General features: G+C 70.9%; 22 protein-coding genes. 12 read left to right on the top strand and 10 right to left on the bottom strand.

Features of this window, described 5'->3' with window-relative positions; all coding sequences use genetic code 11:
• Positions 1 to 195: 195 nt before the first annotated feature.
• A complete protein-coding gene (locus O2L01_RS23735) occupies positions 196 to 789 on the bottom strand; it encodes a hypothetical protein (protein ID WP_270124516.1) in 594 nt (197 codons plus the stop codon).
• A 103-nt stretch (positions 790 to 892) separates the two neighbouring features.
• Between O2L01_RS23735 and O2L01_RS23740 the strand changes: the two genes are divergently transcribed.
• Together O2L01_RS23740 and O2L01_RS23745 are read left to right on the top strand one after the other, a co-directional pair.
• The gene (locus tag O2L01_RS23740; protein WP_270124517.1) at positions 893 to 1,486 is read left to right on the top strand and encodes a hypothetical protein; all 594 of its coding nucleotides are present in this window, start codon (positions 893 to 895) and stop codon (positions 1,484 to 1,486) included.
• 81 nt (positions 1,487 to 1,567) lie between these two features.
• On the top strand, positions 1,568 to 1,780 hold the full coding sequence (locus tag O2L01_RS23745; protein WP_270124518.1) for a hypothetical protein: 213 nt from the start codon (positions 1,568 to 1,570) through the stop codon (positions 1,778 to 1,780).
• Positions 1,781 to 1,786: 6 nt separating this feature from the next.
• Here O2L01_RS23745 and O2L01_RS23750 read toward each other — a convergent pair whose 3' ends face one another.
• The 6 genes from O2L01_RS23750 to O2L01_RS23775 all read right to left on the bottom strand — a co-directional run bounded on the left by O2L01_RS23750 (position 1,787) and on the right by O2L01_RS23775 (position 8,733).
• A complete protein-coding gene (locus tag O2L01_RS23750; RefSeq protein ID WP_416259811.1) occupies positions 1,787 to 3,379 on the bottom strand; it encodes a glycoside hydrolase family 13 protein in 1,593 nt (530 codons plus the stop codon).
• Positions 3,364 to 4,698 carry a Gfo/Idh/MocA family protein gene (locus O2L01_RS23755; RefSeq protein ID WP_270124520.1) on the bottom strand — a complete coding sequence of 445 codons (1,335 nt, stop codon included), beginning with the start codon at positions 4,696 to 4,698 and terminating at the stop codon, positions 3,364 to 3,366. Before O2L01_RS23755 ends, O2L01_RS23750 begins: the two co-directional genes overlap by 16 nt.
• A 5-nt stretch (positions 4,699 to 4,703) precedes the next feature.
• Positions 4,704 to 5,609: a carbohydrate ABC transporter permease gene (locus tag O2L01_RS23760; protein ID WP_270124521.1), complete on the bottom strand. Its 906-nt coding sequence runs from the start codon at positions 5,607 to 5,609 to the stop codon at positions 4,704 to 4,706.
• Positions 5,606 to 6,514 (bottom strand): carbohydrate ABC transporter permease, encoded by a 909-nt coding sequence (locus tag O2L01_RS23765; RefSeq protein ID WP_270124522.1) that lies wholly within the window; start codon positions 6,512 to 6,514, stop codon positions 5,606 to 5,608. The genes O2L01_RS23760 and O2L01_RS23765 overlap by 4 nt, the downstream gene beginning before the upstream one ends.
• A gap of 134 nt (positions 6,515 to 6,648) precedes the next feature.
• Complete coding sequence (locus O2L01_RS23770; protein ID WP_270124523.1) at positions 6,649 to 8,025, bottom strand: ABC transporter substrate-binding protein; 1,377 nt, start codon at positions 8,023 to 8,025, stop codon at positions 6,649 to 6,651.
• Between the two features lie 120 nt (positions 8,026 to 8,145).
• On the bottom strand, positions 8,146 to 8,733 hold the full coding sequence (locus O2L01_RS23775; RefSeq protein ID WP_270124524.1) for a hypothetical protein: 588 nt from the start codon (positions 8,731 to 8,733) through the stop codon (positions 8,146 to 8,148).
• A gap of 96 nt (positions 8,734 to 8,829) precedes the next feature.
• On the opposite strand from O2L01_RS23775, the gene O2L01_RS23780 reads away from it, so the two are divergent.
• Both O2L01_RS23780 and O2L01_RS23785 read left to right on the top strand, forming a co-directional pair.
• A complete protein-coding gene (locus O2L01_RS23780; RefSeq protein ID WP_270124525.1) occupies positions 8,830 to 9,537 on the top strand; it encodes a sulfotransferase domain-containing protein in 708 nt (235 codons plus the stop codon).
• A 41-nt stretch (positions 9,538 to 9,578) separates the two neighbouring features.
• On the top strand, positions 9,579 to 10,055 hold the full coding sequence (locus O2L01_RS23785) for a GNAT family N-acetyltransferase (RefSeq protein WP_270124526.1): 477 nt from the start codon (positions 9,579 to 9,581) through the stop codon (positions 10,053 to 10,055).
• Between the two features lie 82 nt (positions 10,056 to 10,137).
• On the opposite strand, the gene O2L01_RS23790 is transcribed toward O2L01_RS23785, so the two are convergent.
• Positions 10,138 to 11,277 carry a serine hydrolase domain-containing protein gene (locus tag O2L01_RS23790; RefSeq protein ID WP_270124527.1) on the bottom strand — a complete coding sequence of 380 codons (1,140 nt, stop codon included), beginning with the start codon at positions 11,275 to 11,277 and terminating at the stop codon, positions 10,138 to 10,140.
• Positions 11,278 to 11,584: 307 nt separating this feature from the next.
• On the opposite strand from O2L01_RS23790, the gene O2L01_RS23795 reads away from it, so the two are divergent.
• From O2L01_RS23795 to O2L01_RS23805, 3 genes are all read left to right on the top strand, one after another.
• The gene (locus O2L01_RS23795) at positions 11,585 to 11,986 is read left to right on the top strand and encodes a hypothetical protein (RefSeq protein ID WP_270124528.1); all 402 of its coding nucleotides are present in this window, start codon (positions 11,585 to 11,587) and stop codon (positions 11,984 to 11,986) included.
• 101 nt (positions 11,987 to 12,087) lie between these two features.
• The gene (locus O2L01_RS23800) at positions 12,088 to 12,579 is read left to right on the top strand and encodes a nucleotidyltransferase domain-containing protein (protein ID WP_270124577.1); all 492 of its coding nucleotides are present in this window, start codon (positions 12,088 to 12,090) and stop codon (positions 12,577 to 12,579) included.
• Between the two features lie 82 nt (positions 12,580 to 12,661).
• Positions 12,662 to 13,300 carry a TMEM175 family protein gene (locus O2L01_RS23805; RefSeq protein WP_270124529.1) on the top strand — a complete coding sequence of 213 codons (639 nt, stop codon included), beginning with the start codon at positions 12,662 to 12,664 and terminating at the stop codon, positions 13,298 to 13,300.
• 54 nt (positions 13,301 to 13,354) lie between these two features.
• Here the strand turns inward: O2L01_RS23805 and O2L01_RS23810 are convergent, their stop codons facing one another.
• Positions 13,355 to 14,641, bottom strand: a complete 1,287-nt coding sequence (locus tag O2L01_RS23810) for an adenylosuccinate synthase (protein WP_270124530.1) — start codon at positions 14,639 to 14,641, stop codon at positions 13,355 to 13,357.
• A gap of 126 nt (positions 14,642 to 14,767) precedes the next feature.
• On the opposite strand from O2L01_RS23810, the gene O2L01_RS23815 reads away from it, so the two are divergent.
• The 4 genes from O2L01_RS23815 to O2L01_RS23830 all read left to right on the top strand — a co-directional run bounded on the left by O2L01_RS23815 (position 14,768) and on the right by O2L01_RS23830 (position 20,467).
• Entirely contained in the window at positions 14,768 to 15,598 is an 831-nt protein-coding gene (locus tag O2L01_RS23815) for a diacylglycerol kinase family protein (protein ID WP_270124531.1), read from the top strand.
• 336 nt (positions 15,599 to 15,934) lie between these two features.
• On the top strand, positions 15,935 to 17,854 hold the full coding sequence (locus tag O2L01_RS23820; protein WP_270124532.1) for a beta-galactosidase: 1,920 nt from the start codon (positions 15,935 to 15,937) through the stop codon (positions 17,852 to 17,854).
• 413 nt (positions 17,855 to 18,267) lie between these two features.
• A complete protein-coding gene (locus O2L01_RS23825) occupies positions 18,268 to 19,029 on the top strand; it encodes an SGNH/GDSL hydrolase family protein (protein WP_270124533.1) in 762 nt (253 codons plus the stop codon).
• A gap of 421 nt (positions 19,030 to 19,450) precedes the next feature.
• Positions 19,451 to 20,467, top strand: coding sequence for a DUF4253 domain-containing protein (locus tag O2L01_RS23830; protein ID WP_270124534.1), 1,017 nt, complete (start codon positions 19,451 to 19,453; stop codon positions 20,465 to 20,467).
• A gap of 124 nt (positions 20,468 to 20,591) precedes the next feature.
• Here O2L01_RS23830 and O2L01_RS23835 read toward each other — a convergent pair whose 3' ends face one another.
• Positions 20,592 to 21,833, bottom strand: coding sequence for a sensor histidine kinase (locus O2L01_RS23835; protein WP_270124535.1), 1,242 nt, complete (start codon positions 21,831 to 21,833; stop codon positions 20,592 to 20,594).
• 138 nt (positions 21,834 to 21,971) lie between these two features.
• Between O2L01_RS23835 and O2L01_RS23840 the strand changes: the two genes are divergently transcribed.
• Positions 21,972 to 22,823: a CPBP family intramembrane glutamic endopeptidase gene (locus tag O2L01_RS23840; protein ID WP_270124536.1), complete on the top strand. Its 852-nt coding sequence runs from the start codon at positions 21,972 to 21,974 to the stop codon at positions 22,821 to 22,823.
• Positions 22,824 to 22,859 lie beyond the last annotated feature (36 nt).

A 22,859-nucleotide genomic window follows, 5' to 3' on the forward strand; every position in this document is an offset into this window, starting at 1 on the left:
TCGTCTCTGGCTCGCAAGCGTCGCCATGACCGGCCGGGACGTCAGGTCGCCTCCAGTGTACGGATCACCAGCACGGGTCAGGGGGCGGCATTTGGTGCAAGACGCGCATCCCCACCGCGCCTTGAGGATCGGCAGGGCCGCGACGTGCGGGCGTACGCGATTTCGCTCAGGGCGAACAAACCGGCGCGTCGTGCCTCACAGCCGGTCGACGACCTGCACATGACCGGGCGCGAACGACGCCAGCCGCGCCAGCAGCTGCTGCGGTTCGAGCGCGAAGTCCTTGCAGCGCACCGCCAGATCGAACCCGGCCACCAAGCCCTCCGTCGCCCGGTTGGCCTCCCGCAGCACCGACCGCCCCAGGAACCCCGGCCGGTCCGAGCCGCCGCGCCCCAGGTAGTTGTCCGCCGCGAACAAGAGGTACGAGGTGCCGCGCCGCTTCGACCCCACGTGGATCGCCGCCAGCTCCTCGATGTTGCTCCACGGGATGAGCAGGCTCTTGCCGAAACCGGCGCGCACCCGCAGCCCGAAATGGTTCACCATCAGCTTCGGCGGCCGTACGAGCGGCACGAGGAAGCTCGTCGCCCCCAGCACCGCCATGACCGTGAAGAACCCCGGCAGCGCCGCCACCGGGTTCGGCTCGCCGGAGTCGAGCGTCCCCGGCTCGGTGCGCACCAGCAGGAACAGGCCGACGATGAACGCCGCGCACGTGAGCGAGTAGAGCGCCAGGGAGGAGATCCGACGGGTCGGCGAACTGCGTTCGACGGCCACCCACTCCGAGCTCCTGCGCACGGCTCACCTCCTCGGCGGCAACTCTAGCGAGACCCGGCGACACGCGCCACGGGCGAACGGCCCCAGCAGGTCCGGTGGCCGACCGCCCCTAGGCTGGCCCACCATGTACCCCGCACCGGCCTCCACCCCGCAGCCCGACGCGACCCCCGTCCCCATCGGCCGCCGCACCGCCCGGAGATGGGTGTTCGCCGGCCTCGTCTGCGCGGTGCTCGCGGCGATCGGCGCGTACGCCATGGCGATCGCGGCGACCGACATGGTCCACACCCGGAGCCAGCTCTTCTCCTTCTCCAGGAGCGCACTCCTCCTCCTGTTCGGCGGCGTGCTCGCCTTCATCTGCCTGCGCGTCGCCCGGAGCCGCCGCGATCTCGCGATCAGCACCGACTCCACCGGACTCTGGCTCACCGACGGCGACGCCCGCGCCGTCATCCCCTGGAACGACGTGGCCGCCGTCGGCCTCCACGAGTACGTCGTCACCCAGACGCACTCCTGGCCGAACCTCACCTTCACGTCCTGGTCCATCGACCTGCGCCTCCACGAACCCGTCGACTCCGGCGACCCGCTCCTCGACCGCATGGTCCTGCCCGCCGGCCCGCCCCGCTACATGATCCGGCTCCCGCACGGCACCCACATCGACGCGATGGCCGCCATCAAAGCCCGCGTCCCCGAACTCTGGCTCGAAGCGCCCGACGCCGACTGAGCCCGGCGGGAAAGCGCCGGGACCGGTCCCGGCACGGCGGCCCTACGCTGCGGGTCCCCCCGGCGACTCCTGGAGGCCCCGATGACGACACCGCCCGCACCCGTACGCGAGCACGCGCCCTGGACGATCTGGCTCACCGCGATCGCCTTCGAAGCGGCCACCGTCCTCTTCGGAGCGTTCAATACGGCCTACACGAACGGGTCCTCGCTGATCGGCCTCTTCTCCCTGGTGTTCGGCGCGCTCGCACTGATCGTCGTGCTCATGGGCCCGTCGATCCATTGGTGCTCGAAGTGAACGGCGTCAGTCGACCGTGCGCAGCCAGACCGCCGCGTCCGCCGGGAGCCGTCTGCCGTCCAGGGCTGCGCTGGCGATGAGCGGTTCGCCCGCCGGGACGTCGATCTCGTGCCCGGTCAGGTTGACGACGCACCTGAAACCGGGCTCGCGCTCGAAGTCCAGCACCCCCGGTTCACTGTCCCGCCAACGCAACTGACCGTCGCCGAGGGCCGCCTCGCTCCGGCGGATCCGCAGCGCGAGCCGGTACAGCGACAGCATCGAGTCCGCGTCGCCAAGCTGGCTCGCGACCGTCGATTCCCGCCACTCGGGCGGCTGCGGGAGCCACGCCCCGCCCGGGCCGAACTCGAACGGCGGGGCGTCGCCGCCCCACGGCAGCGGCACCCGGCAGCCGTCCCGGCCCAGGTCGAGCCCGCCGGTCCGGCGGAACACCGGATCCTCGCGCAGCGCGTCGGGCAGGTCGAAGACCTCGGGGAGCCCCAGCTCGTCGCCTTGGTAGACATAGACACCGCCGGGCAGCGCCATCGTCAGCAGCGCCGCCGCCCGCGCCCGCCGCTCGCCCAGAGCGAGGTCGGTCGGGACGCCGTGCTCGCGCTTCAAGAACATGCTGTTCTCGCGGCCGTAGCGGGTCACATGCCGGGTCACGTCGTGGTTCGACAGCACCCAGGTCGGCGGCGCGCCCACCTTCGCGTGCGTCGCGATGGTCCGGTCGATCACCTCTCTGAGCGCCCCGGCCTCCCACGCGCACTTCAGGAACTCGAAGTTGAACGCCGTGTGCAGCTCGTCCGGGCGGAGGTAGAGCGCGAACCGCTCGGGATCGCGCACCCAGATCTCGCCCACGAACACCCGCTCCGGCCCGTACTCGCCGAGCACGAGCCGCCAGTCGCGGTAGATCTCGTGCACCTCCGGCCGGTCCTTGTCCGGCTCGTCGTCAGCGTCGGTGAATGTCGGCACGCCCTTGAACCGGCCGCGCTTGTCCGGCAGCCCGGCCTGCTTCACCAGGCGCGCAGCCACATCGATGCGGAACCCGTCCACGCCCCGGTCGAGCCAGAACCGCAGGATCGACAGGAACTCGGCCCGCACCTCCGGATGGTCCCAGTTCAAGTCGGGCTGGGACGAGTCGAACAGGTGCAGGTACCACTGCCCGTCCTCCACTTGCGACCACGCCGGGCCGCCGAAGCGCGACTGCCAGTTGTTCACCTCGTCGCGGAAGTGGAACCGTTCGCGCGCAGGCGAACCCGGACCGGCGCGCAGCGCCTCCTGGAACCACGGATGCTGATCGGAGGTGTGGTTCGGGACCAGGTCCACAATGATCCGCAGCCCGAACTGATGCGCCGCCTCGATCAGCCGCTCGGCGTCTTCGAGCGTGCCGAACGCCGGGTCGATCGCCCGGTAGTCGGCCACGTCGTACCCGCCGTCGGCCATCGGCGAGGCGTACCACGGGTTGATCCACAGCGCATCCACACCGAGCTCCCGCAGGTACCCGAGCCGCGATTCGAGTCCGGCGATGTCGCCGATCCCGTCCCCGTCGCCGTCCGCGAAACTGCGCAGGTACACCTGGTAGATCGCCGCGCTCCGCCACCAACTCACATTGCCTCCCAAAGGATCGTGCGCTGTTCGAGGCGCGCCCGCTCGGCCGCGAACGCCATCCGGTGACTGTCCAAAGAGGCCTCGAGGTCCGTGGAAGCCGCCTCCCCGCCCTCGAGCGCGGTGACGAACGCGTCCACCAGCGCCTCGTCCCCGCCCGAATGCCCCCGATCGTCAGGCGCCCCGGTCGCGTCCACCGGCCCAGCGTAGATCTCGAACACCTTGTGGTCCATCGGCTTCCGCGTCGACGACGCCCCGGCCCGCGCCCCCGGCAGCTCGGGCAGCACCGCCGTCGGCGAGAACAGATCGACCTCGAGGGTCCCGGTCCGCAGGTTCCCCGCGATCTCCCCCGCCGTCCCGGTGAGCCGCACGGTCCGCGTGTTCTGCCCGGTGAACGCCGAAGTCGAGAGCGTCGCGGTCAACCCGCCCGGGAAGTCGACGACCGTCTGCTGGTGGTCCACGACGTCGTTGTCGGCGTGGAACACGCACCGCCCGTACGGCCCGCGCCGCAGCGCCGCCAGCCGACCCTCCGGGCTGAGGTCGTCGCCGAGCAGCGCCACCGGCCAGCCGTCCCGGTCCGCAAGGGCCTCAACGTAGTAGCGCGGCGCGTAGAACGGGCACGAGTCGGCGGCCGGGCAGCCGTCGAGGCAGTAGTCCGGCGCGCCTTCCGGGGCGTGCTCGGGCCGGAAGTAGGTGAGGCTGCCGGCGCTGGCGACGGACGCGGGCGGTTCGCCCGCGAACCAGCGGATGATGTCGAGGTCGTGGCAGGTCTTGGCGAGGACCATCGGGCTCGAGGTGGCGAGGTTGCGCCAGTTGCCGCGCACGTAGGAGTGCGCGAAGTGCCAGAAGCCGATGTTCTCCTCGACGCGCATGGTCACGAGCCGGCCGATTGTCCCGGTGTCGACGAGGCGGCGGATCGCGAGCCAGAACGGCTGGTAGCGCATCACATGGCTGATCCATATGCGGGCCTTGTGCTCTCGGGCGGCGGCCGCGAGGGCCTCGAGGTCGCCGGGGGTGGTCGCGGCGGGCTTCTCCAGGAGGATCGGCAGGCCGGTCTCGACGGCGGCGAGTGCGGCCTCGAGGTGGAGGCGGTCGGGGAGGGCGATCACGAAGGCGTCCAGTCCGATCGCGGCGGCGTCGGCGACGAGGTCGCGCCAGTCGGGGTAGCGGTGCTCGTTCGGCACGCCCGCGGCGTCGGCGAGCCGTTCGCGGCGGTGCGGCATCGGGTCGGCGACGGCCGCGACGGCGGCGCGGTCGGGGCGTTCGATCGCCCAGCGGCCGTACGTGCTGGAGCCGCGCGCGCCCGCACCGAGGATGCCCAGTCGGATTGCCATGTGGCTCAGCCTTTCTCCGCGCCTGAGGTGAGTCCCGTGACGAGCAGTCGCTGCGCCAGGAAGAACCCGGCGACCACCGGGACGGTGATCGCGATCGACCCGGCCATGAGCACTGTGGTCGGTACCGAGAACTCGGTGAGCTGCGCGATGCCGAGCGAGACCGTCCAGCGGTCGCGGTCGGCGACGAGGAAGAGCAGCGCGAACAGGTACTCGTTCCAGGCGATCATGAACACGTAGAGGGCGGTGGCGGCGACGCCGGGGAGGGCGAGGGGGAGCACGACGCGGCGGATGAGGGCGAGGCGGCCGCAGCCGTCGATCATCGCCGCTTCCTCTACTGAGGACGGTACAGCCACGAGGTAGGTGCGGAGCATGTACAGGGCGACCGGGACGGTCTGGGCGACGTAGACGAAGACGAGGCCGACGAGCGACCCGGTGAGGCCGATGCGGCTGAGCAGCACGAACAGCGGCACGGCGAGCACGATGCCGGGGAGGAGGTAGACGCCGAGGAAGACGACGTTCACGGCGTTGCGGCCGAAGAAGCGCAGCCGCACGGCCGCGTAGGCGCCGAGGACGCTGAAGAGGATCGCGAGCGCGGCGGTGGCGAGCGCGACTTGGAGGGAGTTCCACATGTTGCCGCCGAGGCCGTATTCGGCCATCGCGGTCGGGTACGAGTCGAAGGTGATCTCGTCGGGGATGAGGTTGAGCGGCTCGGAGACCACGGACTGGAAGGGCCGCAGGGAGAGCGAGATGCCGTAGAGCAGCGGCCCGGCGGTGACGGCGACCGCGACGGCGATGACGACCCAGCGGAGGGCGCCGAGGACCGCGTCCTCGGCGGTGAGGCGGGCACGCCGAAGGCGACCTGCACCTCTGGGCTGCGGGTGACGGGAACTTCCCGTGCAAGGCTCGCTCATGCCCGCTCCCTCTTGATCATCCACGCGTACACAGCGACCACGACCAGGAGCATCCCGGTCATGAGCAGCCCGGTCGCCGAAGCCGTGCCGATGTTCGCGCGCACCACCAGCTCCGAGTAGACCCGCACCGCCAGCACTTCGGTACCGCCCGCGCCGCCGGTGAGCAGGTAGATGTCGTTGAAGTTCTGGAAGGACCACAGGAACCGCAGCACCGCGAGCAGCGCCATCACCCCCGCGAGCTCGGGCAGCAGCAGGTGCCGGAAGATCCGCGTCTTCCCGGCGCCGTCGATCTGCGCGGCCTCCTCGATGTCCCCGGGCACCACTTGCAGTCGCGCCGTGATGAACAGGAACGCGAGCGGGAAGGTCTTCCACACCTCGAACGCGATCACGCACAACAGCGCGACCGGCACTTCGAGCGGCCCGAGGTCGCGGCTCGTCGTGGTGAGGAACGCGATCGGCTCGGCCCATCCGAGCCATTCGACGCCGACGGCGTTGACCAGGCCGTACCCGGGGTTGAGCAGTGTCTTCCAGATCGTGGCGGCCGCGACCACTGGCAGCACGTACGGCACGAGCACGAGCGCCCGGATCAGCCCGCGACCCCGGAAGGGCCGCCGCAGGGCGAGCGCGACCGCGAGTCCGACGAGCACCGCGCCGGCGGACGAGGCCGCCGCGTAGACCACGGTGGTCGTCGCGGCCGACCAGAACCGCGGCGAGCCCCAGACGGCGGCGATGTTCTCGCTGGTGAACACGAGGTTGTCGATGTAGAGGCGCGGGATGTCGACGAGCCGCACGTCGAGGAACGCGAACAGCGCGACCGCCAGGAACGGCAGCACCGCGAACAGGAGCACGACGATCACGGTGGGGCCCACCAGGAGCCGCCCGTGCAGGTCCTCACGGCGGGACATCGTCATCGGACGGCGGCCGCCGGGCACACGAACAGTCTTGCGGGGCGTCGGGAAAGGGCCCCCGGTTTCAACGGTGCCACCGGGGTCCGACACCGGATCGCGGACCGTGTTCGAACGCGGCCGTTCGGTCTCGCTCATCCGCCGAGGTCCTGTTGCGCCGCTTCGACACTCGCGGCCATGGCGGCCGCGACCTCGGCGGGCGGGGCGCCGTCGAACAGCGCCTCCGCCTCGGTGGCGAGGATGGTCTGGGAGAACACGATGCCGGCGAGTTCGGCGTCCGGGGTGCCCCAGCCCCAGCGCGTGAACTCCTCGGCTCCGGCGGCGAGCCGGTCGACCAGGGCCGGGCCGTAGATCTGCTCGATCGAGACCTCCTGGGTCTGGTCGTTGCCGAACGGCAGCGCCGACCACGCGTCCAGGTACTCATGGGACCCGGCCTCGGGGCCGGGCCGCACCGGGATGCGGCCCTCGGTCGCGGAGGCGAGGTTCTCGACGTACCCGTCGGTGAGCATGTACTTCACGAACTCCTTGGCGTCCGCGGTGTTCGCGCCCGCCGGGATGCCGTAGTTCGTGGTCTGCCCGTACTCGACGGGCGCCTCGCTCCCGGTGCCGGTGAACGTGGTCAGGTACGCGGTGTTCTCCGCGAGGAACCGCGGGTTCTCGGCGCATTCGGCGCAGGTCACGGGGTTGTCGACGTCGAGTCCGGCGACCTCGTCGACGATGTGGGAGGAGAACAGCACCATCGCGGCGGACCCCGAGAGATAAGCGGCCCGCGCGGCCTCGACGTCCACTTGCGCCGGTCCGGCCGCGGCGGCGAGCCGCTGGTAGTGGGCCAGGCCCTCGACGCATTCGGGCGAGTCGATCGCGACCGCGCCGTCCTCGGCGAGCTCGCAGCCGAACGGGAGCAGCATCGACTCGATGCCCTCCTGCGTGTACACGTCCCCGGGGGTCGTCCCGATCGCGATGCCCGCCAAGCCGTCCGAGTCGAGCGCTTCGGCGGCGGCCGCGATGTCCGCGACCGATTCGGGCGGCTCGAGCCCGGCGGCCTCGAACAGGTCGGTGCGGTAGGCGATGGTGTGGCCCCACCCGTCCGACGGGACCGCGTGCAGGCTGCCGCCGATCGTGACCATGTCCAGCGCCGCCCGGCTGAACGTGTCCGCCCCGAGCTCGTCCACGACCTCCTGCGGCGCTTGGTCGTCGAGCAGGCCCTGCGCGGCCCAGGCGGCGGTGCTCGACGGGTTGTGGGCGATCACGTCCGGCACGTCGCCCGAAGCGGCGGAGGTGACGAGGGTCTGCCCGGCCTGGTCCGGTTCGAGCGGGACCATCTCGACCTCGATGCCGGTGGCCTCGGTGAACGCGTCGATCACGGGCTGCTGCGCCGCGATCCGCTCCGGGGTGGTGTACGGCGTCCAGAAGACGATCGAACCGTCGCCTTCCTCGGACTCCTCTGGGCTGCAGGCGGATACGGTCAGCAGCAGCATCGAGGCCGCTACGCAGGTCGTCATTGTCCTCATAGCCGCTCCTAAGGGGCGAATCGGCGCGAACAGCGTCCAATCCGCACTATAGCGGCGATGTGTGGTCGCGCGGTACCCCTGCGTGTCGGTGAGCCGAAGGTTCGCGCAGCGATGCGGCGGTCAGCGCGAGCCGGTGGCCATGAGCTTGACGGCCGCCTCGGCCTCCTCGATGGTGGCGATGCCCTGGATCTGGTGGACGTCGTTGGAGCTGAGGCTGCTGTCGGTGACCTCGACCGACCGGCCGTCGACCATGATGTGCACGAGCCCGGGCCACCCGTCCTCCTCGGTGGCCGCGGTCGCGGCGGCGTTCCACGCCTCGACGCCCTCCTCGTCGAAGACCACGTACACCGTGGGCAGGCCCGCGGTCCCGTAGTCGTAATCGAGGTAGTCGACGTGCTCGGCGGTCACGATCGCCGGGGCGAGCCGCACTTCGGAGAGGACGCCGTCGACCCGGGCGCACACGTCGAGCGGTTCGGCGGGATCCGTGTCGGGGGTGACGGACTCGCCGCCGGTGGCGGGGTAGCGGGCCTCGCAGTCGGCGCTGTCGCCGTCGAGCGACGACTCCACCATGCGGAACTCGAGCTGCACGCCGTCCGCGACGGTCATGGCGGTGTCGCTCTCGGGCGGAGCCTCCCCCGCTTCCTCGGCCCCGCACGAGACGAGCGCGGGAGCGACGAGGAGCGCGACCATGGGCAGCAGTGCTTTCACGGGGATCGCCTTTCCGAAGGGTCCTCCAGAATAGACGGCGGCCCGGCCGGGGCGAGGACACGCCGTCCTGTCGGTGGCGGACTCTAGACTTCCCCGGTGATCATCTGGCTCGCCTCGTTCCCCCGCTCCGGCAACACCTTCTTCCGCATCGCGCTCAACCGCCTCTACAGCGTCCCGACCTATGTGGTCTACGACGTCGACGGCGTCGCCGCCCAGATCGGCACCGAGATCATGGACGCCCGCGACCGGCCCGCCGACTTCGCGGCGATGCGCGCCGCCGACGAGGTGCACTTCGTCAAGACCCACCGCCGCCGCGACGACCCCGTCATCGCCGACGAGGACCGCGCCATCTGCCTCGTGCGGGACGGCCGCGACGCCCTCGTCTCCTGGGCCCGCCTCTGGACCGCCCAGCACCAAGGCGAACCCGACTACGAGACCCGGTTCGCCGCAGAGGCCCGCGCGATGATCACCCGCCGCACCGGCGGCACCGGCGGCTGGGGCCAGAACGTCCTCTCCTGGCACCGCTCCGCCAGCCCCGCACCGGTCTGGGTCCGCTTCGACGACCTCATCGCGGACCCCGAGACCAGCGTCCGTGACGCCGTCGCCAAAGCCGCCCCCGGCCTCGCGCCCGCCTCAGCGGCCGCGATCCCCACCTTCGGCGAACTCCACGACCGCGAACCGGGCTTCTTCCGCTCCGGCACCACCGGCGCCCACCGCACCGAACTCCCCGACGACCTCCATGACCTGTTCTGGGCCCAACCGGACAACGCCGAAGCGATGCGGCTCAACAACTACCAGCGGTAACCCGGTGGCGCAGGGCCGCGAAGCCCTGCCAGACTGCGGAAGTGATCGATCTGCGCGTGCTCGCGCCCGACGACTGGCGAGTGTGGAGGAGCCTACGGCTCGCGGCGCTCGCCGAGGCGCCCGAGGCGTTCGCGTCGCGCCTCGCCGACTGGGAGGGTGACGGCGACCGTGAGAAGCGCTGGCGGTCGCGGCTCGCGATGCCGGGTGCGCACAACCTCGTCGCCGAACTCGCGGGGAGACCGGTCGGCATGGCGAGCGGCGTGCCCGCATCCGACCCGCAGGCCCGGGAGCTGATCGCGATGTGGGTGAGCCCCGGCGCGAGAGGCGCCGGCGTCGGCGACGCGCTCATCGCCGCCGTGACCCGGTGGGCCCGCGCGGAGGGTGCCTCGGAGCTGCGACTGGCCGTCTACAGCCACAACCTCGCCGCAGCGGCCCTGTACCGGCGCAACGGATTCGCCGACTCGGTGCCGCCGGGTCCGGAGCGGGTCGGCGAACGCGTCATGGCCAAGCCGCTCTAATCCGCCACGGGGGCAGGGCGGATCTGGTCGAAGTGGAGCGTGACCAGGACCGCCCCGCAGCCGGGGTCCGCTGCCGGATTGCCTAGGAGCAGAACTCGGCCGCGACCATTTCGGTGACGGCGTCGGAGACTTCCGGTGCGGCCGTGAGGCTCTGGTTGACGGTGATGGTGATCTGGTGTTCGGCCGCGTCGTCGGTGAAGGTGTAGGTCAGGTAGCCGACCGAGCCGCCCACGTGGCCCCAGATCGGTGTGCCGCAAGGTTCGCCGCTAGCGAGGCCGAGGCCGTAGCCGAATCCGGGGAACGCCGGGATGGTCGTCTTCATCTCGTTCAGCAGTTCGTCGCCGAGGAGGTCGCCGCTGAGGAGGGCTTCGAAGAAGCGGTTGACGTCGGCCTGGGTGGCGGCGATCGCGCCGGTGGACCAGGAGGCGGTCATGTTGAACGCCGTGAGGTCCGCGAGCGGGTCTGCTTGCGTCCCAAAGGCTTCGTAGCCGCGCATGGCCGGGGAGGGCAGGAGGGGGAACGCCCCGGCGAGGTAGGTGCGGTCCAGGCCGGCGGGAATCAGGATGCGTTCGCGCAGTTCGGTGGCGAGGTCGTGTTCGGTGACCGCTTCGATGAGCATGCCGAGCAGGATGTAGTTGGTGTTCGAGTAGTGGAAGTCGTCGCTGGGCGTCAGCGGATCCTGCGTCGCGATCGCCACGAGCGCCTCGGGTTCGTACCTCTCATAACGGTGCTCGGCGGCGGTCCGCGCGTCCGGCCAGAGGTCGTCCTCGTAGTCGGGGATGCCGCTGTTCTGCTGCAGCAGTTGGCGGATCGTGACGTCCTCCTCGTAGGGGAGGACGCCGGGGAGGTACCGGTCGACGGGCGCGTCGAGTTCGATCGCGCCCTCCTCGACGAGCTGCAGGACCATGGTCGCCGTGAAGGTCTTGGTGATGCTGCCGATCCTGATGCGGCCCTGCGGGTTCGGGGCCGAGCCGGTCCAGACGTTCCCGACCCCGGCGGTGCCGGTCCAGGTGCCGTCGTCGTTCTCGACGGTGACGACGGCGCCGGGCGCGCCCGCGTCGACGATCGCGTCCGTGAGCGCTTGGAGGTCGGGCCGCGCCGGGGCGGCCGCGGCCGGGGCCGCCGCGAACCCGACGGCGAGTGCTGCGGCGGCGCAGACCGCGGTCGACTTGACGGCGATGTCCTTGAGTTTCCCTGCCCGCCTGGCGGTTCGATGAGTCATTCCTCCGAGCCTCGTCGATCGGAGGCGCGGGTGCGATGCGGTCAGCCGGTCGATTCGGGGTGGGGCAGACCCCCGGCCGCGCCCCGGAGCCGGCTCGCCGCCCACGCCAGGACTCCCGACGCGAGCAGCACCCCGAGCAGCCCGGCGATGTGCAGGCCGATCCCCGGCGGCCTATCGGCCCTCCGCTCGCCCGCCCGCCACGTCAGCGGCGGTGTCAGCTCGGCGTCAGGGGCGTGTAAGCGCGGGCGCCCATAGTTGCTTCATCAACGAGGAACACCTCGACGACAACGCTTGAAGGAGCACCGAAATGACCGTCAACCTCACCGCCCAGGACGAGATCACCATCCGCACCGCCGCTCACGGCACCGTCTCCCTGCTGGCCGCCGCCGGGATCTCCGGTTCGGCGCACAAGGTCTCGACCGACGCCGCCCTGGCCCTCGTGGCCGCCACCGGCACCGTCGGGCACGTCGTCGCCAGCGCCAAGGGCGCCAAGCTCAAGGGCAAGTCCACGGCCGAACTCGCCGACCAGGTGTTCCCCGCGATCACCGAGTCGGTGCGGCTGCTCGAGGCCCAGGACCCGGCCGAGGCCGAGAACTTCCGCACCACCATCGGCGTCGTCATCGACGCCGCCGACCGCGCCCACAAGGGCGAGCCGAGCCCGGTCATGGCCGAGATGATCCGCAAGATCAACGAAGCCCTCAACGCCTGATCGAACGCTGCGCCGCCCCGCCAGGTCCGCCCGGACCGCGCGGGGCGGCGGCGTTATGCGCTTGAGCTGGGATTCCATCGTGCGTACTGTTGCGGGCGATGATGAACTCCGACAACGTGCTCTCCCTGCTCGCCGCGATCCGCGAGGCCGGCCTCGACGTGTGGATCGGCGGCGGCTGGGGCATCGACGCCCTCCTCGGCGAGCAGACCCGCCCGCACCGCGACCTCGACCTGATGCACCGGGCGGAGCAGGAGCGGCGCCTCCTGGACGTGCTCGGCGGCCTCGGCTTCGCCGAGACCCTCGACTGGCGGCCGGTCCGGTTCGTCATGTCCGGCCCGGGCGGTCTCGAGATCGACCTGCATCCGCTGCGGTTCAACGATGACGGCTCCGCCGAGCAATCCTCAATGGAGGAGAGTGAGCCGTTCCGGTACCCCGCCGACTGCTTCGTCACCGGAGCCATCGGCGGCAGGACCGTGCCGTGCCTGTCTGCGGCGCAACAGGTCCACTTCCACCAGGGCTACGAGCCGACCGAACGCGACCTCGCCGACATGGCGCACCTCCGCGGCGCCTTCGGCATCCCGACGCACTTCTGACGGCGGCGCTACCGCCGGTTCGACTCCGCGACGTAAGATCGCCTGCGCTTCTCAAACCCCTACAACCGAAGAGGCGAGCACAGTGGAAAAACCCCACGGCCTGGAACGCATGATCTTCTTCTCCGACGCGGTCATCGCGATCATGCTCACCCTGCTGGCACTCGAACTGCCCGTCCCCGAAGGCGACACCGCCACGGCCCTCTGGGAATCCCTCAGCGAGCACGGCGCCGCCTACCTCGCGTTCGGCATCTCCTTCGCCGTCATCGCCGCGACCTGGGTCGCCCACCACATGCTCTTCACCCACGTCCACCGCGCCGACCCGCCGCTCATCACCCTCAACCTCCTCGCCCTCCTCGCCTACGTCCTCGTGCCGTGGGCGAGCAAGACCCTCGCCGAGTCCACCGGCGGCGCCGGCGTCGCGCTCTACTCGGCCGTCATGGCCTTCCTCGGCCTTTCGATGCTGCTGGTCCTGCGCCATGTCCGCCGCGCCGGACTCCTCGGACCCGAGACGCCTGCCGCGGTCATCGGCGGCATCCGCGCCTGGACCGTCACGACCATGCTCATGTTCGCCCTCACCATCCCCGCCGCATTCTTCTTCGGACGGCCCGTGATGTTCGTCTGGCCCGTCGTCTACCTCGGCCTCCGTCTCGCCGCCGTCCTCTACACCCGCCAAGGCAGGCGCGCCACGGTTGAAAAGCACGTTGAAAAGCACGTCGAATAGCACGACGAAGGGCGCCGGCCTTGCGGCCGACGCCCTTCGCTTCGCTTTGGGGGACTAGATCATCGGGTGGCGGATGATGTTCTCTTCGCGACCCGGGCCCACGCCGACGACGCTCACCTGGGCGCCGCACAGCTCCTCGAGCCGCTCGATGTACGTCTGCGCGTTCGGCGGCAGCTCGTCGAACTTGCGGCAGTGGGAGATGTCCTCGAACCAGCCGTCGTGGTACTCGTAGATCGGCTTCGCGTGGTGCACGTCGGTCTGCGTCATCGGCATCTCCTCGACGCGCTCACCGTCCACTTCGTACGCGACGCAGATCGGGACGCGCTCGAGCTCCGAGAGCACGTCGAGCTTCGTCACGAACAGGTCTGTGATCCCGTTGACCCGCACCGCGTAACGGCCCAGGACCGCGTCGAACCAGCCGCAGCGGCGGCGGCGGCCGGTGGTGACGCCGTACTCGCCGCCCTTCTTGAGCAGGAACTCCCCGAACTCGTCGAACAGCTCCGTCGGGAACGGGCCCGAGCCCACGCGCGTCGTGTACGCCTTGATGATCCCGATCGACGTCGTGATCTTGTTCGGCGCGATGCCGGTGCCGACGCACGCGCCGCCCGTCGTCGGGTTCGACGAGGTCACGAACGGATACGTGCCGTGGTCCACGTCGAGCATCGTCGCCTGCGCGCCTTCGAGGAGCACGTTCTTGCCGGCTTCGAGCGCCTTGTTCAGCAGCAGCCGCGTGTCCGCGATGTACGGCTTCAGCCGCTCCGCGTACCCCAGGTACTCCTCGACCACGGCCTGCGGGTCGATCGCCTTGCGGTTGTACACCTTCACGAGGATCTGGTTCTTCTCGCGGAGGATCTGCTCGAGCTTGATCGAGAGGATCTTCGGGTCCAGGAGGTCCTGCACCCGGATGCCCTGGCGCGCCACCTTGTCCGCGTACGCCGGGCCGATGCCGCGGCCGGTCGTGCCGATGCGCGCCCCGCCCAGGTACCGCTCGACCACGCGGTCGAGCGCCCGGTGGTGCGGCATGATCAGGTGCGCGTCCGAGGAGAGCTTCAGGTTCGAGACGTCCACGCCGCCGGCGGTGAGCTCGTCGAGCTCGGAGATCAGGAACTTCGGGTCGACCACCACGCCGTTGCCGATGACCGGGACGACGCCCGGGGTCAGGATGCCCACGGGCACCAGGTGAATGGCGTACTTCGTGCCGTCAGGGGTCACGACGGTGTGCCCGGCGTTGTTGCCGCCCTGGTAGCGCACGACGTAGTCCATCTCGGCGCCGAGCAGGTCGGTGACCTTGCCCTTGCCCTCGTCGCCCCACTGCGTTCCGACGACCGCGATCGCTGGCATCTGCCCATCCTCCCGGGAAGTTGATCACCCGATTACCTGGTAAGCCTACTTGCATTCATTTACGCGGGGTCTCACCAGGCCTAAGCACTATGAATCGGGTCCCCGTCACACCGTAAGGTGGCGGCTGTGAACGTCGTCGTGTTGACACTCGTGGAAGCCAACTGCGCGAACCCCGGACCGCGCACACAGGCCCTGCACCTGGTGGACGAGCTGAAGGCGCGGGGCGCCGTCGTGCGCACCGCCGAGGCCGCCAAACCCGAGGAAGTCGACGAGGCGCTGACCGACCCGGACGAGCGGATCGTGCTCGCCGCGGACACGGACGAGCAGGTCAACGCCGTGATGGCGCGGCTCGTGCGGCAGGCGGTCCCGGCGCCGAGCAAGCGGCCCGAGGGGCTGCCGGACGGGCGCACGATCCCCGACCTCCCCCCGATCGCGATCCTGCCCTTGGCCACCGCGCCGGGCATCGTGGCGCGGCTGGGCCTGCCCGAGAAGCCGGCGGAGGTCGCCGCGGCCGTCACCGAGGGAGTGGTGAAACGCACTGATCTGCTGCGGCACGACGGCGGCGGCGTCGCCGTCGACGGCGTGCGGCTCGGCGGCGGGGACCGGCCCTGGCGCGGCGTGGTGAACATCGACGACGTGGTGCTGGCCGACGGCAGCGAGCACATCCTCGCGTGCGTGGTCGCGAACGCGGACGGGTACGCGGCGACGGACGACATGGTCCTGGCCGAGCCCGACCCGGCGGACGGGAAGATCGATGTGGCGGTCGCGGTGCCGGTCACCGTGGGGCGCTTGCGGAAGAAGCTGCGCATCGAGGTGCGGCGGGCGCGCGGGCGGGCCGTGGCCGTGCACCCGGAGGACTCGGTGACGTTCATCCAGGACGGGCTCGTGAGCGAGCTGGGGCGCAAGCGCACCTGGTGGATCGAGCCGGGCGCGGCGGGCTGGTACGCGGCGTCCTAGGGGCGCAAAGGGTTTGGGCGTTTCCTGGCGCTAGCCTTCAAAACGGACATTCGCAGCGCCCCCGGCAACAACCCTGACAGCGAGGTCCGACATTGCCGCGAAGTGCAAGCGCGGCTGCGGGCTTCAGCCGCGCGCCGGGTGTCGCAACGCACACGCTCGCGAGCGGTTTCGCCTGCTCACGCGCTCGCCGTTGAAACGTTTCGAGACCTCCGCCACTCACTCCAGGAACTTTGTAAGAGGGGTCGAAAAAGCTGGTCAATGAGGTTGCTGGCCACTGCGGGTTCCCGTAGCCTGGATGGCGCACCCAGTACCTCCCCCAGCGAAGGAGCACCCCGCATGGCGATCGTCTATGGCGGTGACTACAACCCCGAGCAGTGGCCCCGCGAGACCTGGGCCGAGGACATGCGCCTCATGCGCGAGGCGGGCGTCAACCGCGTCAGCGTCGGCATCTTCTCCTGGGCCCTCTTCGAACCCGAGGAAGGCCGCTACGAGTTCGGCTGGTTCGACGAGGTGCTCGACCTCCTGCACCGGAACGGCATCGAGGCCTGCCTCGCCACCCCGACCGCGTCCCCGCCGCCGTGGTTCGCCGCGACCTACCCCGAAGCGGTCATGGTCGACGCCGAGGGCCGCCAGCTGACGCACGGCTCCCGCCAGGGCTTCGACCCGTCTTCGGACGTCTACCTCGCCAAGGCCCTCGCGATCGCCGAGAAGATCGCCGAGCGGTACGCCGACCACCCCGCGGTCGCCCTGTGGCACCTCCACAACGAGTACGGCTGCCACAACGCCCGCTCGTACACCAAGGCCGCGACCGCGAAGTTCCGCACGTGGCTGCGCGACCGCTACGGCGACCTCGACGGCCTCAACGCCGCCTGGGGCACCGCGTTCTGGTCGCAGGCCTACTCCGCCTGGGACCAGGTGTACGCGCCGCTCCCGACCCCCACGATCCCCAACCCCGGCCAGGTGCTCGACTGGAAGCGGTTCTCGTCGTGGCAGCTCGTCCAGAACTACCGGGCCGAGGCCGCGGTCATCCGCAAGTACTCCGACAAGCCGATGACCACGAACTTCATGACCGGCTCGCACCCCGAGATCGACCTGTGGGAGTTCAGCGAAGCCGTCGACGTCGTCTCCACCGACCACTACCTGATCGGCGAGGACCCGCACGTCAACCTCGGTTTCGCCGCGGACTACGCCCGCTCGCTCGGCGCCGGCAGGCCGTGGATCCTCATGGAGCACTCCACCTCCGCCGTCAACTGGCAGGGCCGCAACCGCGCGAAGGCCCCGCGCGAGATGCTCCGCAACTCGTTCTCGCACTTCGCGCGCGGCGCGGACGCCATCATGTTCTTCCAGTGGCGGGCGTCGCGGCAGGGCGCCGAGAAGTGGCACTCGGGCATGGTCCCGCACGCGGGCACCGACTCCAAGATCTGGCGCGAGGTCTGCGAACTGGGCGCGCGCCTCGGCGAGCTCGCCGAGGTCGAGGGCTCGCGGGTGGACGCGGCGACCGCGATCCTGTGGGACTTCCCGAACGCGTGGGCGCAGGAGCACGAGGCGCGCCCGACGAACGAGTTCACCGCGCAGGGGATCTTCGACACGTATTACGCGGCGCTGTGGCGGGCGGGCATCACCGCCGACGTCGCCGAGCCCGAAGGCGACCTCTCGAAGTACCGGTTCGTGGTCGTCCCCGCGGTCTACCTGCTGTCCCGCAAGGGCGCGGAGAACCTGCGGCAGTTCGTGAACGGCGGCGGCACCGTGCTCGTCACCCCGTACTCGGGGATCGCGGACGAGACCGACACGGTCTACCTCGGCGGCTACCCGGGCGCGTTCCGGGACGTCGTCGGCGTGCGCAGCGAGGAGTTCTACCCGTTGATCGGCGGGACGGTCGAGCTCGCCTCGGGCGGGCACGGCACGATCTGGAGCGAGGCCGCCGAACCGGCAGGTGCCGAGGTCCGCGACACCTACGCGGACGGGACCCCGGCCTGGCTGGTCAACCGCTTCGGCGAGGGCACCGCGCACTACCTGACGACCTTCCCCGACGACGCCACGCTCGACCGCATCGTCGCCGCGGCCGCCGCCGACGCCGGGGTCGCGCCCGTCGCGGAGGCGCCGCTGGGCGTCGAGGTCGTGCGCCGCGCCCACGAGGACGGCCGGAGCTGGCTGTTCTGCATCAACCACACGGACGCGGACGCCACGGTCAAGGCGGCCGACGTGCTGATCGACGTCCCGGCCGGCGAGGTCGTCGTGCACCGCGAGCACGCGTAACCGCGCCGGACCCGAGCCCGCCCGGCACGACCGGGCGACATGCGGCGGCGGGAGGACGACGGCCAGTCTCGGTGCCGACGCCCTCCCGCCGTTTTCCGCGCCCCCCGGAAGACGAGTCGGATTCCGGTCTCCGGCCCTTGTCGGACTCCGCGCGTAGTGTTGCATCGGGGGTCCCCAAGTGTCCGATTTGCCCGGACCCTCCGTTCATGTTCGACCAACGGAACCCTAAGCGGCAGAAGGACACTCGCGTCTGCCCCGCCAGGCACCTCACTGTTCACCTAGACGGCTGTGGCCGTGCTCGCCACCTGATCGAAATCCGATCGTTATCTGGGTGAGGCATGCTGGTCAGCGCCCGCGCCGTCACCGCGGCTGGGCGCGTCAGTGGGGAACGGCTCAGACGGAGGTGGGGTGCAATGGCGGCGGAGTACTCGAGTTTCGTGGCCATCGGCGACAGTTTCACCGAAGGGGTGGGCGACCCCGATCCGGGCGGCGACCGCTACCGCGGCTGGGCCGACCTGTTCGCCCTCCGCGCCGCCGAGCAGTGGCCGGCCTTCGCCTACGCCAACCTCGCCATCCGCGGGCGCCTCTTCGACCGCATCGTCGACGAGCAGGTCGTCCCCGCGATCAAGCAGAGCCCGGACCTCGTCTCGTTCGCCGCCGGCGGCAACGACGCCCTCCGCCCCGGCTTCAACCCCGTGCAGCTCTCCACCCGCGCCCACGAGGTGGTCCGCCTCCTCAAAGCCTCGGGCGCCGAAGTCGTGCTCTTCACCTGCGCGGACATCACCCCACACATCCCGGGCATCGCGGTCCTGCGCAAGCGCTTCGTCGCCACCAACGACGCCTACAAGCGCGTCGCCAAGCGTCACAACGCGGTCCTCGTCGACCTCTGGAACGACAAGGCCTTCGAGGACCCGCGCCTGTGGTCCGAGGACCGGCTCCATCTCAACACCTTCGGCCACCAGCGCGTCGCCTACGACGTGTGCGAGGCCCTCGGCGTCGAGCCCGACCCGGCCTGGAGCGAGCCGCTGCCGCACATGCCCCGCCCGCGCCGCGAGATGAACGGCGTCCAGTGGGCCGGCAAGCACCTCGCCCCCTGGGTCAAGCGCCGTCTCACCGGCAAGTCCAGCGGCGACACCGTCGACCCCAAGCGCCCCGAACTGACCAAAGTGAAATGATGCCCCGCCCTACCCGAACCGAGGAAACCTGATGGGCCTGCTCTTCAAACTCCTGGCCGTCCTGGTCATCATCCTGACCTGCGCCTTCTTCTTCGGCCTGCTCTTCAGCAAGGGCCGCGGCAAGTAACGCCCCCGAGCGTTCCTCGCGATCTTCCTCCGCCGCTTCGGGGGTGGGCGTGGCGCTCCCGCGCACGACAGGGCATCATGGAGAACTGTGGGACTCCTCCAGCGTCTGTTGGGGCGCCGGGACACACCTGATTCAGTGCCAGATCCCGCCGCCCAACCTGAACCTGCCTCCGAGCCCGAGGCCGCGACCGAACCGGTCGCCTCCTCTGGCGCCCTAGACGATGCCGCCCCCGAAAGCAGCCCGGACCCCTCGCCGGAACCTGCGGAGGAGGACAGCATCGCTACCCAGGCGCCAGTGACCGGCCTGCGGCTCGTGCCCGCGCTCGAGCCCGAACACGAGCCGGAGCCCGAGCCCGCCGGCCCGATCCTCACGGCCGTGCCGGACCTCGAATCGGACCCCGACCTCGAGCCGGGAGCAGCAGCGGACCCGGACGGGGCCCCCGCGGGTTCTTCAGCGCCCGAACCGGAACCAGAGGCGGCGATCTTCGTGCCCGAGCGGCCCCGCCGCGAACTGCTCACATTGGACAAGCCGGTCCCGCCGCGCCCGCCGACCACCGGCCGCGACGAGATGATGCCGCGCATCGAGGACGACGAGTCCCTCGACATCGCCGGCTCGCCCCGCGCCGAACTGCGCGCCGCCGGGCTCGCCGTGCCGAAGATGCACCAGCTCGTGCGCCGCGGCGACACCGCCATGTGGGCCTTCGCCGTCCGGTCCTCCGAAGCCCTGCGCTGGTGGCTCGACATCCGCCAGTCCGCCGAGAAGACCGGCTGGATGCCCGTCCTCCTCGGCTCCGCCGAGGAGTGGCGCGACAACGGCGAGGCGATCATCCACGAGGGCGACGACGAGCTCACCCGCGCCGACGAGATCGACGCCGCCGAACTCCTGCACGACAAGGCCGCCGAGGCCGGCGAGCCCGCGCGCGGCGTCCCGATCCTGCCGCGCCGCGGCGACACCGACTTCGCCACGCCCCACGAGCAGCACGGCCTCCTCGGCCTCGTCAGGACCGACGCGGGCTGGAAGATCCCGGCCATGTTCCCGTGGAAGGGCTCCACGAACTGGGAGCTCTACGGCGCCGAGCACGCGGCCGTCCTGCACTCCTGGCACCGCCGCTTCGAGGCCGAACTGGTCGCCATGACCTACGACGTCATCGAGCTGTACGTGCCGCACCCGCCCAATGCCGAAGAGGCCCTTGGGGTCGCGAGCGAGGTCTACGCCTACTGCCCGGACCTCCTCGACTCCGGCGTGCCGACGCTCGAAGACCTCGCCGAGCACATGATCAGGTCGAAGGCCTGGTACTTCCGATGGACTTAGGTCCGACCGGCAACGCAGCCGGTGGACGTAGTCGCATTGCATCGAGCGGCGCGGCCGTCCGGCCCGCCCCCAAATTGACTCGCGGCCCGCAAGCCCACTCGGTGAGCTTGCGGGCCGGCTTCGTTCACCCGGTGAAGATCGTGCGGTCGCCGCCTTCGACCGGCGCGCTTCCCTTCGGGTGCAGCGGCATCGCCGCCCGCACCTCCCACCGGCCCGATCCGTCCGGGCCCGCCGACATCTCGCCGCCCAGCAGCCGCACCCGCTCGGCGATCCCCTCCAGCCCGCGCCCGCCGCCCGTCCCGCGCGAACCCTCACCGACCGCGTTCAGCACCTGCAACTCCAAGCGCGCGTCGGCGACCCGCAGTCGCACCTCCACCGCCTCGCCCGCAGCGTGCTTGAGCGCGTTGGTCACGCCTTCTTGGACGATCCGGTACGCCTCCCGCGACATCGCCGCAGGCACCGACTCGACCTCGCCGTCGACCAGCACCGCGAATGCGGTGCCCGCCTGCCGAACCCGGCCGCCGAGCCGCTCCAGGTCCGCGAGCGTCGGGGCCGCCGTCGCCACAGCCGGCTCCTCCCGCAGTGCCCCCAGAGCCCGGTCGAGGTCGTCCAGGGCCGACCGCGACGACTCCTCGATGGCCGACAGCGCCTCCCGCGCGGACTCCGGATCGGTCTCGAGGACCTGTCGCGCCACCGCCGCCTGGATCGTCGAGGTCGTCAGCGTGTGCCCGATGGCGTCGTGCAGCTCCCGCGCCAGGCGGTTGCGCGACGCGACCCGCAGCGCCTCCGCCTCGGCCGCCGCGAGACGCTCGGCCATCCCCGGCCCGAGCAGCCGCACCGCAAGTCGCCGCATGAGCGCCGCATACGCTGCGGCGCAATAGACCAGCACCAGCAACAGCCCCACCGCGACACCCCAGGTCCAAGCCCCGGCCAGGCCGGGCTGGACCGTCACCGGGACGAGGATGACGACCGCATCCCCGCCGTTCAGCCAGATCACCGGCAGCGCCACCCCGACCAGCGCCACCGCCGAGACGAACATGAGCGCCGCCCCCGCGAACACCCACGCCAAGAACCAGCCCGCCGTCGAGAACCGCCGCACCGCAACGGGTTCCGGAAGGCCCGCCCCGAGCAGCCGGTTCGCCGTGCGCACCGCGAACCGCCGCGAGAAGACCGGCAGACCGGACGCCGCGATCGCAACGCATCCGGCCGCAGCGAGCACCGGCCCGGGCACCGGGCCCGGCCAGACGAGCGCGACCGCGGCCGCGACCGGCAAGCCGATCAGGGCCGCGGCCACCGCGGCCGAAAAAGCGTGCGTCCAGCCCCGCAGGGCGGCCGGATTACCGAAGGGGTGCAGGAGCTGTCGCATGCGGTCGAGTCTCGCACCCGCGGCGGCCCGGCGACTCCCTCCGAAGGGGGAGACCGGATTCCCCACCGCTCGGGAGGCACGGGCCCCGCGCCGAGGCGAACGTTGGCCCCGACATCGTTTCGAGAAAGGAACACCCCCGTGGAATCCAGAACCAAAGGCGTCGTCGTCTTCATCGCGATCGCCTTCGGCACGGCCTGGGCCGGCATGTTCGGCGCTCCGCTGCTGTTCGGCCTGTCGCTGGTGAACCCCCTCGTCCAGTTGGCGGGCATCGCGTTCACGCCCGCCATCGCCGCGTTCATCGTGCGCAAGTGGGTCACCCGGGAAGGCTTCGCCGACGCCGGCCTGCGGCCGCGCCTCCGCGAGCACTGGCGCCTCTACCTGGCCGCGTGGCTCGGCCCGCTCGCCTTCGCCGCCGCGTCTCTCGCCGTAGCGGTCGCGGTCGGCCTGTGGGACTTCGACCCCGCCGCCCTCTCGCTCCTGCCGGGCGCGTCCGTGTGGGTGACGATCGCCGCGCTCCTAGTCCTGGTGGTCGTGCTGACGCCGATCTACTGGGGAGAGGAGTTCGGCTGGACGAGCTACCTGCGACTGCGCCTCTTCCCCGAACGCCCGCTCCTGTCCACGCTCGCCACCGGGCTCATCTGGGCGGTCTGGCACTACCCGCTCGCGTTCATGGGCTACATCGAGTTCGACAACGTCATCCTCGGCCTCGCCGTCTGGACCGTCTCGTTCATGCTCCAAGAGGTCATCCTCACCTGGCTGCGCCTGCGCAGCGGCTCAGTGTGGACCGCCAGCCTCGCCCACGCGGGCAACAACATGGTCTTCGCCCTCCTGATCGGCACCGCGCTCGGCGACGACCACCAGATCGCCGGGACGCTGCTCGGCATCGTCCCGTGCGCCGTGATCGCGCTGTGGCTCATGCTCAGCGGACGCGTCGCGTCGGACCGGCACACCGCCGCGCCGCTCGAACGCGAGCCGGTCGCCGCGCGCTGACCGCGTTCTCACTCCCGAGAGGGAGGCCCGCGCGAC

Source organism: Glycomyces lechevalierae, from assembly GCF_027622945.1.
Lineage (GTDB): Bacteria > Actinomycetota > Actinomycetes > Mycobacteriales > Micromonosporaceae > Glycomyces > Glycomyces rutgersensis.

Bases quoted from the DNA above. Each gene is read 5' to 3' on its own strand.
- O2L01_RS23835 (WP_270124535.1), bottom strand. From the start codon at position 21,833: ATGCGACAGCTCCTGCACCCCTTCGGTAATCCGGCCGCCCTGCGGGGC.
- O2L01_RS23760 (WP_270124521.1), bottom strand. From the start codon at position 5,609: ATGAGCGAGCCTTGCACGGGAAGTTCCCGTCACCCGCAGCCCAGAGGT.
- O2L01_RS23790 (WP_270124527.1), bottom strand. From the start codon at position 11,277: ATGACTCATCGAACCGCCAGGCGGGCAGGGAAACTCAAGGACATCGCC.
- O2L01_RS23740 (WP_270124517.1), top strand. From the start codon at position 893: ATGTACCCCGCACCGGCCTCCACCCCGCAGCCCGACGCGACCCCCGTC.
- O2L01_RS23770 (WP_270124523.1), bottom strand. From the start codon at position 8,025: ATGAGGACAATGACGACCTGCGTAGCGGCCTCGATGCTGCTGCTGACC.
- O2L01_RS23820 (WP_270124532.1), top strand. From the start codon at position 15,935: ATGGCGATCGTCTATGGCGGTGACTACAACCCCGAGCAGTGGCCCCGC.
- O2L01_RS23810 (WP_270124530.1), bottom strand. From the start codon at position 14,641: ATGCCAGCGATCGCGGTCGTCGGAACGCAGTGGGGCGACGAGGGCAAG.
- O2L01_RS23745 (WP_270124518.1), top strand. From the start codon at position 1,568: ATGACGACACCGCCCGCACCCGTACGCGAGCACGCGCCCTGGACGATC.
- O2L01_RS23755 (WP_270124520.1), bottom strand. From the start codon at position 4,698: ATGGCAATCCGACTGGGCATCCTCGGTGCGGGCGCGCGCGGCTCCAGC.
- O2L01_RS23765 (WP_270124522.1), bottom strand. From the start codon at position 6,514: ATGTCCCGCCGTGAGGACCTGCACGGGCGGCTCCTGGTGGGCCCCACC.
- O2L01_RS23795 (WP_270124528.1), top strand. From the start codon at position 11,585: ATGACCGTCAACCTCACCGCCCAGGACGAGATCACCATCCGCACCGCC.
- O2L01_RS23825 (WP_270124533.1), top strand. From the start codon at position 18,268: ATGGCGGCGGAGTACTCGAGTTTCGTGGCCATCGGCGACAGTTTCACC.
- O2L01_RS23800 (WP_270124577.1), top strand. From the start codon at position 12,088: ATGAACTCCGACAACGTGCTCTCCCTGCTCGCCGCGATCCGCGAGGCC.